At 68.1% G+C, this 12171-nt stretch carries 8 protein-coding genes and 2 pseudogenes; 6 read left to right on the top strand and 4 right to left on the bottom strand.

The window, feature by feature from the left end; translation table 11 throughout:
• Positions 1 to 28 precede the first annotated feature (28 nt).
• From OG758_RS46255 to OG758_RS46265, 3 genes and pseudogenes are all read left to right on the top strand, one after another.
• Positions 29 to 837, top strand: a pseudogene (locus tag OG758_RS46255) (ornithine cyclodeaminase family protein).
• Positions 834 to 2003, top strand: a complete 1170-nt coding sequence (locus OG758_RS46260; protein ID WP_326715410.1) for a DSD1 family PLP-dependent enzyme — start codon at positions 834 to 836, stop codon at positions 2001 to 2003. Before OG758_RS46255 ends, OG758_RS46260 begins: the two are co-directional and overlap by 4 nt.
• Positions 2004 to 2076: 73 nt before the next feature.
• A complete protein-coding gene (locus OG758_RS46265; RefSeq protein WP_326715411.1) occupies positions 2077 to 3045 on the top strand; it encodes a threo-3-hydroxy-L-aspartate ammonia-lyase in 969 nt (322 codons plus the stop codon).
• A gap of 429 nt (positions 3046 to 3474) precedes the next feature.
• Here the strand turns inward: OG758_RS46265 and OG758_RS46270 are convergent, their stop codons facing one another.
• Positions 3475 to 3681, bottom strand: a complete 207-nt coding sequence (locus OG758_RS46270) for a cold-shock protein (RefSeq protein ID WP_326715412.1) — start codon at positions 3679 to 3681, stop codon at positions 3475 to 3477.
• 85 nt (positions 3682 to 3766) lie between these two features.
• Positions 3767 to 3985, bottom strand: a complete 219-nt coding sequence (locus tag OG758_RS46275) for a hypothetical protein (RefSeq protein WP_326715413.1) — start codon at positions 3983 to 3985, stop codon at positions 3767 to 3769.
• Positions 3986 to 4435: 450 nt separating this feature from the next.
• Here OG758_RS46275 and tnpA point away from each other — a divergent pair.
• The 3 genes and pseudogenes from tnpA to OG758_RS46290 all read left to right on the top strand — a co-directional run.
• A pseudogene (tnpA, locus tag OG758_RS46280) lies at positions 4436 to 4693 on the top strand (IS200/IS605 family transposase); the annotation flags it as partial.
• A 295-nt stretch (positions 4694 to 4988) separates the two neighbouring features.
• Positions 4989 to 5327 (top strand): STAS domain-containing protein, encoded by a 339-nt coding sequence (locus OG758_RS46285; protein ID WP_326715414.1) that lies wholly within the window; start codon positions 4989 to 4991, stop codon positions 5325 to 5327.
• Between the two features lie 207 nt (positions 5328 to 5534).
• Positions 5535 to 5984 (top strand): SsgA family sporulation/cell division regulator, encoded by a 450-nt coding sequence (locus tag OG758_RS46290; protein ID WP_326715415.1) that lies wholly within the window; start codon positions 5535 to 5537, stop codon positions 5982 to 5984.
• Positions 5985 to 7626: 1642 nt separating this feature from the next.
• Here the strand turns inward: OG758_RS46290 and OG758_RS46295 are convergent.
• Together OG758_RS46295 and OG758_RS46300 are read right to left on the bottom strand one after the other, a co-directional pair.
• On the bottom strand, positions 7627 to 8961 hold the full coding sequence (locus OG758_RS46295; RefSeq protein WP_326715416.1) for a flavin monoamine oxidase family protein: 1335 nt from the start codon (positions 8959 to 8961) through the stop codon (positions 7627 to 7629).
• A 200-nt stretch (positions 8962 to 9161) separates the two neighbouring features.
• Positions 9162 to 12125: an aminotransferase gene (locus OG758_RS46300; RefSeq protein ID WP_326715417.1), complete on the bottom strand. Its 2964-nt coding sequence runs from the start codon at positions 12123 to 12125 to the stop codon at positions 9162 to 9164.
• Positions 12126 to 12171 lie beyond the last annotated feature (46 nt).

The raw sequence follows: 12171 nt of genomic DNA on the forward strand, positions 1-12171 counted from the left end.
GGTGGACGGCGCCGTGTTCCCCAGCCTGGTGGTGCATGGATCCGACCCGCGGAATCGCTTCACCCTCAAGCCGTCCGCCTCCGCGACCCACGCGGGCGTGAAGATCGGCACCTACTGGCCGGACAACCCCGAGCAGGGTCTGCCCCGCCACCACTTCACCCTGCTGCTCTTCGACCAGACCATCGGCCGGATCGCTGCCCTCCTGGAGCTCGGCGCCGCCAACGCCTACCGGACGCCGATGCCCTGGCCGTGGACCTCCTCGCCCGCAAAGACGCCGCCACTCTGGCCGTCTTCGGTACCGGACACCAGGCCGCCTATGAAGTACGCGCGGTCAGCCGTGTCCGGCCCATCGACCAAGTGATGGTCGTAGGGCGGGACAAGGCCCGCGCCGGGCAGCTGGCCGACCTGCTGACCGCACAAGGGCACGACGCACGGGCCGCGGACGCCGAGGAAGCCTGCGCACAGGCCGATGTCACCGTCACCGCCACCACCACCGCCCAAGCCGAGACGCCGCCCTTGCTCCAAGCCCCATGGGTCCGTCCCGGCACCCACATCTCCTGCATGGGCGCTGACGCACCCGGCAAGCGGGAACTACTGCCCGAACTCCTCACGAGCGCCAGCCTCTTCTGCGACCTCCCGGAGCAGGCCCGCCGCATGGGCGAGAGCCAGCACGCCCCGGCAGACGCCGTACTCACCGCGCTCGGCGACATCCTCACCGCTCGCACCCCAGGGCGGGACGGCGGCGACGACGTCACGGTCTTCGACAGCTCCGGGATCGGACTGCAGAACCTCTACCTGGGCCTGGCCCTCCTCAAGAAAATGGACGTAGCCCTGTGAACACCAACCCGCCCCCTACCGCCGCGAAGACCCTGGCCGACCCCGACACCCCGTTCGCCGTCGTCGACGTGCACAAGTCCCTGCACAACATCGAACGACTGGCGAGCCGGGCCGACCGGCTTGGCGTCACCCTGCGGCCGCACGTAAAGACGGCCAAGAGCCTCGACATCGCCGCCCTGATGCACGGCGGCGCCCCCTGTCCCGTCACCACCTCCACGCTGGCCGAGGCCGAGGCGTTCGCCGACGGCGGCTACACCGACATCACCTATGCCGTCGGCATCGACCCGCACAAGCTGCCCCGAGTCATCGCCCTGCTGCGCCGCGGCGTCACCCTGCGCATCCTGCTCGACAGTCGCGAACAGGCCGCCCTCGTCGCCGAGGCCGCACGCGAAGCCGGTGTCGCCATCCCCACGCAGATCGAGATCGACTGCGACGGCCACCGCGGCGGCCTCAAGGCCGACGCCCCCGGACTCACCGACATCGGCCGCATCCTGCACGAGGCCGGATGCCTCGACGGCGTGCTGACCCACGCGGGCGAGTCCTACTTCGCCTACACCCCGCAAGACCAGCGCCTGGCAGCCAAAAACGAACGCGACACCGCGGTCACCGCGGCGGAGCGACTGCGCGCCGCCGGGCTGCCCGTCCACACGGTCAGCGTCGGCTCCACACCGACCGCACACGCGGCACACGATCTCACCGGCGTCACCGAACTCCGCGCCGGCAACTACGTCTTCTTCGACCTCGTCATGGCCGGCCTGGGCGTCTGTCAGCTGGAAGACCTGGCCCTGTCGGTCGTCGTCACCGTCATCGGTCACCGCCCCGAATACGGCTGGATCGTCACCGACGGCGGCTGGATGGCCATGTCCCGCGACCGCGGAACCGCCGGCCAGGCCCACGACCAGGGCTACGGCCTCGTCCTCGACCTGGCCGGAAACCCGATCCCGAACCTGGTCATGAGCGCGGCGAGCCAGGAGCACGGCACCCTCACCGCCCGTGACGGAGCCGACCTGCCCGACCTCCCCGTCGGCACCCGGCTGCGCATCCTGCCCAACCACGCCTGCGCCACCGCGGCCCAGCACCGCGGCTACCACGTCATCGACAGCACCCAGCCCACGGACTCCGCACCCGCAATCCAGGCCAACTGGCAACGCATCACCGGCTGGTGACCCAACAGCAGGACCACTCTCCACCCCGCCACCTGACCTGCCCCCTGAGCCCCAACCCACTCGAGGACACACCATGACCACCGCCTTGCCCGTGACCTTCGACGACATCCGCGACGCCGCTGCACGCCTCAACGGCATCGCCCACCACACCCCCGTGCTGACCTCCCGCACCCTCAACGCCCTCGTCGGCGCGCAGGTGTTCATCAAGTGCGAGAACTTCCAGCGCATCGGAGCGTTCAAGTTCCGCGGTGCCTACAACGCCGCCGCGCAATTGCCCCCCGAACAGCTGACCAAGGGCATCGCCGCCTACTCCTCCGGCAATCATGCCCAGGCCACCGCACTGGCCGCCCGGGAACTGGGCACCAGCGCCGTCATCCTGATGCCCGAGGACGCCCCCCAGTCAAAGAAGGAGGCGACCATCGGCTACGGCGCGGAAGTCGTCACCTACGACCGCTACACCCAGGACCGCACCGCGCTCGGCGAGGCACTCGCCGCCGAACGCGGCCTGGCACTCATCCCTCCCTACGACCACCCGCACGTCATCGCGGGCCAGGGCACCGCAGCCCTCGAACTCCTCGAGGAAGCCGGAGAACTGGACACTCTCATCGCACCAGTCGGAGGCGGGGGCCTCATGGCCGGAAGCGCCATCACCGCCAAGACCCTGCACCCCGGCATCCACGTCATCGGTGTCGAACCCGACACCGGCGACGACACCAAACGCTCCCTGGAAGCCGGTGAGCGCATCACCATCCCCGTCCCGCGGACCCTCGCCGACGGACAGGCCCTGCCCACCCCCGGCGAGATCACCTTCGCCATCAACCAGCAGCTCGTGGACGGCATCGCCCTCGTCAGCGATGACGAGATCCGCAGCGCCATGCGCTTCGCCTTCGAACGGCTCAAGATCGTCCTCGAACCCAGCGGCGCCACCGCACTAGCCGCCCTCCTCGCTGGACACATCGACAACCGCCCCCGGCGGATCGGCATCATCGCCTCCGGAGGAAACATCGACACCCAGCGGTTCACCGACATCATCAACGGCTGACGCCCCGGGCGCCGTACCGCCTGGACCCCGACGAACGCCGGCTAGCCGCGCCACCAGCAAGAGCACCAGTTCCTGGCCCACCAACGCTGCTGGCTGGCTCCCCTCCAGGCTGGTACGCAAGCCACGGCCATGAGTTGCCGGCCGACGGCGACTGGACATTCATGGCGCGGGCTTTGAGCGCCGCGCGCCTCTACGAGTGACCCTCTGCTGCCTGCGCACCCCACGTCAGGATGCCCACAGTTCTCTGAGACGAAGTGCACGACCGACGTCTCACTCAACTCTGGGCATCTCAGCCACCGCTCTGGTCTCCTCGCCTGCCCCGAGCGCCGGGCCGCAGAGAGCGCGGCCCAGGGATCGCGTCCGGGGCGAGGCGGGGAGGGTGGACGGGGCACGCGCCCTACGTCGCGTCAGCACCCGTCGGGGAAGTGATCAACTGATCCGGTTGACGTTCTCGGCCTGCGGTCCCCTTTGGCCCTGAGTGACTTCGAACTCGACCGCCTCGCCCTCGGCCAGCTCCTTGTAGCCGGTGCCTTGGATTGCGGAGTAGTGCACGAATACGTCACTTCCGCCGCCGTCCTGCTCGATGAAGCCGAATCCCTTTTCGGCGTTGAACCACTTCACGCGGCCAGTTGCCATCGTTGTTGATCCTTCGTGATGTCCCACGGCACCGACTCGCGGCACCGGCCGCAGCGGCATACGGCTCCGGCGGGACAAGTCTCCCTCAATCGTGAGGAATCGTCAGGATTGCCATGCCGTGCACAAACGTCGACAGCGACCGGTCAGCGCCGGCATCCAGCGCCGCAGCCCTTTGGCGTTCGAGTGCGGTGCGGATGCCCGTCGCGTACGCCGCGCGCCAGATGTCCCCCTCGGTGACGATCGTGGCCGACAGGCGCTGATGCTCCTCCAGCGCCTCAGCGCCGCAGTTCGATCGCGCCCTCACCCGCTGGCTACGGCCTCCCGCCCGCGACCACACGGTGGCCGAACAATCGCCGCGGCCCAGGCCGTCGTGGACGCACCGGCGGGATTGGCTCCATCGCCTCGTACGCGACCGAGGTCGCGCTCCCGGCAACGGGGACGTGGAAGAAACCGGGCGTGGGTAGCGCCCGGGCTCATGCCGCTGTGGTGGCCCCAGAGAACGGGGTGCCGCTGTTGTTCATCGAGGCCCGACAACTGCCACGAGGACGCGGCGACGATCGCCGCGAAATTTGACAAGTAGATGCGGTTCTACCAGCGCACCGTGAAGGACACCGACGGCCGGGAGCGGCCGATGTGGCGCACCCGCTGGAGCGCCCCCAAGCCCAGCGGAAGTTCTCGCTGGCCATGCCGCCGGTGCTGCTCGTCTTCCACCAGATCGGCGCCCGTCCGGCGCGCACGCAGATGCAGAAAGTCGCCGAAGGTCTCCCTGTCCCGGCTGGTCGGCTCCCTCAAGGGCGTCTGTGCCCGCAGGCTCCGTCAGGAGTTTCCCGGACATAACCACAAGTACCTGTGGGGTGACCGCTTCTGGTCGCCCTCGTACTTTGCCGCCTCGTGCGGGGGCGCCCCGCTGTCGATCATCAAGGAGTACATCGAGAACCAGAAGCGTCCTGGGACCGCTCTCCACGGCGATGAGGGAGCTGGGCATAACGCTTCCACTCTGATCGATTCCTGAGGAGGAAGTGCAGCAGTGCGTCCGCGGCGGTAGGCGCAGTTCCCGTCCTCGACAACGAGCGGAAGGTTCGGCGGCCTCGGCGCGGAAGGCCTCGAGTCGGTTCGGCATCGGACGGTCGATGAGCACCGCGCCCGCAGCGGCACGCGGTTGGCATGTCTCGCCTTCGCGGAGGGGGGCCTTGGACACGGTGTGCTGGTGGGGTGAGGTCATGGCCAGTCGTTCGTGCATATGCGGAACGAGTGTGCGGCAGGCACGACCCGAAACCTCTCTCCAGGGCATCGCCGTTAGGCGGACCATGCATCCCGAATTTGCCATCAGCCACCGTGACGAGAAGGGCTGGACCGTCGTCGAGGTCCACGGCGAGGTCGATGTCTCCACCGTGCCCCGGATCAGGGAGTACATCAGCGCCTGTATCGAAGCGGGCCGGTATCACCTCATCGTGGACCTGGTGGGGGTTTCGTTCATGGACTCGACGGGCCTGGGGCTCTTCGTCCACATCGGCAAGCGGATTCGTACTCACGCCGGTGATCTGAGGCTGGTGATCACGAACCCGAATGTCCTCCAGATCTTCCACATCACGAACCTGCACCAGTCCTTACAGATCCATGACTCGGCAAGAGTCGCGATGGAGTGACATGGGAGGCGACGAAACGGTTTCACCGCCGCATGGTGAGCCGATTGGTGTGCGAGCTCTTCCGAATGCGTTGCGAAGGGTTGACGCCCAACCCGGGCGGTGTCGGGTACATGCCCGGCGGCATGGCTATGTTCGGTCTTCGAGACGTACGTGCGATGGCCCACGGATTGTCGGCGTGCGGCTGCATCGGGGGAGAGGATGGGCAGGGTGAGTCCTGACGGCGACAGTCAACTCGAAGGCGTCGCGCGGGGGTTGGTCGCCCTGTCCGGCGGAGAACGCGAGCGGTGCGACATCATGCTCAGGTACTCCACCGATGACCCGCTCGTCGTGGGCCTGATTGTGTCCCGGCCCGGCCGCGGCAGTGCCTGCTGGGTCATCTCGCGGGACCTGTTGTCCGCCGGCCTCACCGGTACAGCGGGCATAGGAGACGTCACGGTGGAGCCCGTGGCCGAGCAGGGCAAGCCGCTCGCGGTCCTGCTGCGAGTCCGCAATGAGGAGGGCGAGGCCCGCATCCACATCGACCACCAGGCGCTGCTGCTCTACCTGGAGTACAGCCACGCCATGATGCCGTTCGGTAGCGAGGCGCAGTCGAGACAGGCCGACGCGGAACTCGACCAACTGCTCAACGGGGATCAGGACCCGCCCACCGTCTGGTAGACGGACAGGACGACACGGATGCCCCGTGCTTCGACGCCGTTGCATGGCCCGTTGCCGTGCGAGGAAGACGCTTCTGCGTCACGGGACCGGGCCGCACCGGAAACATCAACGGGAACCGCAAGTAGGACAGTGCACCCGTCGCGACCAGTGTGAAATCTCCTCTGACCTGAGGTGGGGGCTGTGTCGGCGACGGCTGAAAAATGGACCGGCAGCCTCACCTGCGACGATGGTTATGGGGCAAGCGCTTTTGGGAGGTCAGGTGCGGCGGGTGCGAGGGCTCAGGCCGTGGCCGGATCGGGTCCCTGAGAACCACAACTCCCCACAGTTCCGGATGTGTTGTCAGTGGCGGGTGCGTCCCTAGTGGGTCCCGGGCGCGCAGGGGCGTACCGGGTCTGGACGGGGAGCGGCCAGTGGTGCACGTGAAGGGATATGTCCGCGCGGACGGCACGAAGGTCCGGGCGCACTCGCGATGGGCGGCTGGCGCGCGGCGGGGGATGAGTGTCCTGGTCGCCATCGCCCTGGTGGCCGTCGGCTTCGCCGGCACCTCTGGTTCCGGCAGCGTAGGCGGCGTGGGGAAGCGGGCGCCCAGGCCCGGGTCGACGGCCATGTATCCGGTGAAGTTCCCGGACCTGGGGCAGGCTGCGACCCCGGCCGACCGTCTCGTATCCGATCCCGTGGGACCGGAGCCACTGAGCGAGAGAACCCTCGGGCTCGCTCCCCTTCTTTCTTGTTGGTGCGTCTTATGTTTTGAAGGTTTTGTGGGTTGGGTTCCGGGATGGAGTTCCGCAGGTTGCTGGCCATCGGCAGAATGCGGCTGCTGGCAGCGGCATCGCCAAGACCATCCGAGCGATCCGAGACGCACCCGAACGCGCCATCTCGATCTGGGGCATCACCGACGGTCCGCTCCTACCGGGAACTTGAGGCCGCCCTGGCTGCGGTCAGGGCGACGGACATTTGCGGCAAGTCACTCGAATGCCTCGTTTCTGGCACGGAGGAAGATCGTTGTGAGGGCGTGACAGCAGATACGTCGTTTCCTTTCGCCGAGACCAGCGCCCATCGAAGCTGTGCCTGCGCTACCAGCCCGACCGTGCCCCCAGCGCACCCCAGCGCACCCACTTCAACGCGTACCCACCTGAACGCTCCCCAGGAGAGCAGCTTGCAACAAGAAAGAGTGCATCAGGAATTGCCTTATCTGAAGGACTTTCTCAATACATTGGACCGACTGCAGACCGACTTTCAGCAACGGCTCGGGGGTATCGAGCCGACTGTCCTACGTAGGCGGACAGAGCAGACTTCTTCCGTGCAAGAAGTTGAGGACTTCACACAGCTCTGGGAAGGTGCCGGATGTGAGCACCAGTTGGGAGTGAAGGCTGTCTGGAACATCCGTGATGAATCACTGTCTGTCTAGCCTCGTCGTTTCGGTTGGGAGGGGATGAGGCCGAGAGTGGCGGGGCGGGGGTGGGATTCCCCGGTCCCGCCGCCGGTTTGGCAGAAGGGTCCGGTACGCAATCCGCGTGCTGGGCCTTTTTCAGTTTCTGCCGCCCGGCGTTCGTGATCACCGGCCCCGCGACGTCTCAGGTTCTCGCCTGTGAGTGGCACCTGCCCGAACTGCTGCGCGACGCGATGGCTGGATTTGGCTGCGTCACCTCGAAGGGATCACGCCCCGTGTGAGCTCGGCCGGGGAGATCGGAGAGCCGAGGATCCGCTCGGCCGCGCGATGCCCTGATTGGAGCGCGCCGTGGACAGTAGCTGGTTCGCGCCCGCAGGTTGCTTCTCCCGCGAAGTGGAGAACGCCGTCGATGGGTCCTGCCATCGCATCGTGATCGTCGTGCGAGGAGCCGACGGCGACGTAGGAGTATGAGCCGAGGGCAAGAGGGTCGACGCCCCAGCGTGTGATCCAGTGCGCCACGGGCTCGGGGACGGAGTCGCCGTAGATCTCGCGGAGGGACCTGAGCACCGACGAGACCACCTCTTCATCGGTCTTCTGCTCGATCTCCCGCCCCCAAGCGCCGCCGGCGAAGGTCAGCAGCATCGGCTTGCTGCTTACGGCGGAGACGTCGTACCAGGAATGCCAGGGGACGCCGGCCCGGCCGTGCTGCCGGATCGCGTAGACGTCGTCCTGCCAGAACCGGTCTGGAAACTGAAGGAAGACCTTGTTGAACACGCCCATTCCGAGTCGAGCGATCGGTCCCGCAACGGCTTCGGGCAGAGCGGGCGCGAACTCGATCGCCCCTGCTTTGAGTATGCCCAACGGCACTGTGACGATCACGTGGGTGGCCTCGAAAGACTCGTCCTGCGTGTCGACTCGTACCCCTGCAGCCGACCTGGTGATGGCGGTCACGGTCATGCCCAAACGCACGTCGAGGCCTTCCGCGAGTGCCTGGGGAAGCGCGTCGTAGCCACCCGGGAAGATCACTTCGTCGCCTTCGATGGTGTCCTCGTCGAGGGCGTGAGCGGCGACCTGTTCGATGTCTGCGCCGCATTGTTCCTCCGTGCGATGCCGATAGAACGCGCGGACCCGTTCGGCGCGTTCGGGTTCCCAGCCGGTTGCGGCGAGGGCGCGTTCGGCTGCGGTGGCGTAGCTCTCGTCGGGGCCGGACGCCGCGACGGTCCGCTGGAAAAGGTCATCTGCCGTGTCGACGTCGATGGTCCACTGCCGCGTTGCATCGTCGTCCAGCAGGCGCCGCGATTCGTCGTAGTCGGCGATGGGCCGCCCGCCGGCCTGGAAGCTTCCGACCGTGAACTCGTGTGTCTCCATCTCGAGCGCGGTGACAAGTTCCGTGAGCGGGTTGCCGGTGAGGCCGTGGATCCATGAGGCGCCGCGGTCGACGGAGAACCCTGCTGTGCGGTCGGTCCAGATCCGCCCACCGACACGGTCCCGCGCCTCAAGCACGACCACACGTTGTCCTGCGGCGTGAAGCAGTCGAGCTGCGGTGATGCCGGCGATTCCCGCGCCGACGACGATCGTGTCCATCATCTTCTCTCTTCTCCAGGGATCTCGAGGTCGGATCTGTATGTCGGGCGTCGGAGGCAGGCGTGCCGTCGACGGTGCGGTTGGCTTGGGCCAAAAAGGGCGGCGGTTTGCGGCGTACGGGGTCGAGGGCGGTGCGGTGGCCGGCCGGCAGATCGAGCTTCACCTCGGCGCCGAATCGCGAAGCGCCGACGCCGAGCCCGGTGTCAGTGGGTTTGGCCGTGGTCGAGTTGGGTGAGGGCCTGGTCGAGCATGTCGGCGAAGAAGTCGGCGGCGGTGGTGTCGATGCACAGCGGCGGCTTGATCTTGAGGATGTTGAGGTGGTCTCCGGTGGGCTGGACGATGACGCCGAGGTCGAGCATGCGGTTGCAGAGCTCGGCGGTCTCTTCGGTGGCCGGTTCCAGGGTGGTGCGGCCCCTGACGAGTTCGAGGCCGAGGTAGAGGCCCGAGCCGTGGACGGCACCGATGATGCCGTAGCGGTCGGCCAGTGCCTCCATGCGGCGCTTCAGATGGCCGCCGACGCGGACGGCGTTGCCCTGGAGGTCCTCGTCGCGCAGGGTGTCCAGGACGGTGAGGCCGACGATGCTGGAGACGGGACTGCCGCCGGTGGAGGAGAAGAAGTAGCCCTGCTCGCGGTAGCGTTCGGCGACCGTCTTGGAGGTGATGACGGCACCGAGGGGGTGCCCGTTGCCCATTGCCTTGGCCACACACACGATGTCGGGGATGACCCCCTGCTGTTCGAAGCCCCAGAACCAGTTCCCCAGGCGGCCGTAACCGACTTGGACCTCGTCGGCGACGGCGAGGCCGCCGTGACGGCGCACCGCCGCGTACACCTGGGCGAGGTAGCCGTCGGGAAGGGCGACTCCTCCGGCGTTGCCGTAGAACGTCTCGCCGATGAACGCTCCTGCCGGTCGGCCCGCGGCGGCCAGCTCGTCGATGACGGCGGCGGCTTCGGGCCCGTAGCGCATGGCGTCGGCGCCGCGGTGCCGACCGCGGTAGGAGTTGGGCGAGTCCACGGTGTGGACCCAGCTGGGGCGGGTGGCCAGGGCGTTGGGGTTGTCCTGGAGCGAGGTGGAGACCGCGTCGGAGGCGTATGTCCAGCCGTGGTATGCCTCGCGCAGTGCGACGACATCGTGCTGTCCGGAGGCGCCGATGGCCAGCCGGAGGCCCAGATCCACCGCCTCGGAACCGGAGTTGACCAGGAACACCGTGTCCAGAGGTTCGGGAAGGAGGCCGGCGAGACGTTCGGTGAACTTCACCACTGAGGCGTAGTGGAAACGGGAGTTGGTGTTGAGCCGTCGCAGCTGCCGGGAGACCGCTCGCTCGACGCGGGGATGGGCGTGGCCCAAGGGGGTGACGTTGTTGACGATGTCGAGGTACGCGCGGCCGTCGGTGGACAAGAGGTGATGGCGCCAACCACGCTCGATGCGGGGAGGGTTGGCGTAGTAGTGCTCCTGCACGGTCGCGAACACGGCGTCGCGCCGGTCGAGCAGGTCCGTCCCCTCAGTCAGGCCGGTGGCCGCGAGGCCGAGGAGCGGTGCGGGGTCGGTGGTGAGGGCCAGCCAGCCTGAGGCGTACTCGGGACGTACCAGCGCAGGGACCGCGGGATGGGCAGCGGCACGCAGCGCGACGTGGATCGAGGCCCCAGAGGGGAGGTGCGCGATGTCCTCACGGGCCTGGACCGATGCGCCGACAGAGAGGAGAGGTCGCACCGTAGACGGGAAGGACAGGGTCAGCACCCGTGAGCCGTGGGCGATCTCGACCTGGCCCCAGTCCGCCACGAGGACCTCCCCCGCAGCGGGAGCCTGTGCCACGGTGGCCCGACCGAGCCACAGGTCGATGCCGGTGGGCACTGTGGCCGCGGAAACGGCTGACAGTGCCGGGGCCTGGGTGATTCGCGCCTGGGCATACCGTGTGGCGACTGCGGCCGCGCCGTCCGCGAGCGCGGTGGTCACCAGCCGGGCTTCGGTGCCGGAGTCGATCCAGGCTCCGTCGTCCATGGCATCGGCGTCGGTGGACAGGTCGACGAGGACGATGTCGGCGGCGGCGAGGTCCCGGAGAAGCGGCTGCGGCGGTGAATCGGCCCGAGCGGGTACGCCGGCCAGACCGGTCGCGTCCTTGACGAGGTGGATCATCACCGGAAGGGGCAGGCAGGTGGCCTGCTCGAATATGCGCCACTCGCGGTCGAGCGCCGCTTTGGCATAGGCGTTGTCCCCGTCGATGGCGGCCTGGTGACGCCCGCTGGCGACCAGGCCGGCGGCGCGCAGGACCACGAGTGGCCACAACGCCTCCGCCTCCTGCGGGGAGAGCGGCCGGACGGTGTGGAAGGCGCGGATGGCCGGCAGTACGTGGTGGGGTTCGACCCCGTCGTGGTGGAGCATCGAGGAGAGCGACACGGCGAGTTCGCCGACCGCCCAGCTGGTGGTCACGTCACCGAAGTCGATGACACCGTCCGGCATGGGGGGCCGACTGCCGGGCGTACGGATCAGATTGTCGTCGGTGAGGTCCAGGTGCACGGCCTGGGACGGCAGTACATCGGCAACCTGCTGCACCCGTGCCCACGCTTCGGCGGTCGCGGCGCGGACGGCGGCGCGCCGCTCGGGCTCGCCGATGTGCCCGGCGAGCTTGGTGACGACGCGGTCGGCGTACTGCAGGTCCCATTGGAGTACACGATCGAGGCCCGGGTGCCGGAAGTCCCGCAGCGCGGTGCTGACTTTTGCGGCGATCGTGCCCATGGCCGCCACGGTGCTGGGGGAGAGGTGCCGGGGTCCCGAGAGCGTCCCGCCGGGCAGATGCCGCAGCAGTCTTGCGACGGCCGGCCCGCTCTCGGTGTCCACCGCCGTACGATGCGGGGAGCCGTCAGGACGCCGCAGGACGGTGGCGACGCGCAGTTCCGGGTGCGCCGAGGAGACCAGGTCGGCGGCAGCGTCCTGGGCTTCGATCTCCACAGCGCCGAAGGCGGGGTTGGCGATCTTCAGAACGGCCAGGTCCGCCCCGTTCTCGTCGCGCAGCAGGAAGTTGGCGTCCTGCTGGCTTCCCAGCGCTTCCGCGTGTGCGTCGAACCCAAGGTGCTGAGCAGCGATGCGCTCGGCGTCGGCCCGCGTCACCCGCGGTGCGGGAAGGGCGTCCTCGGTGAAGAAGTCGATGGTGCGGTGCTCGTCGTGCGACATGCGGAGTTCCTCGGCTCGTACGGGCGGGCTGGGCTGCAACGCTCCG

This window comes from Streptomyces sp. NBC_01474, assembly GCF_035918215.1.
GTDB lineage: Bacteria > Actinomycetota > Actinomycetes > Streptomycetales > Streptomycetaceae > Streptomyces > Streptomyces aureus.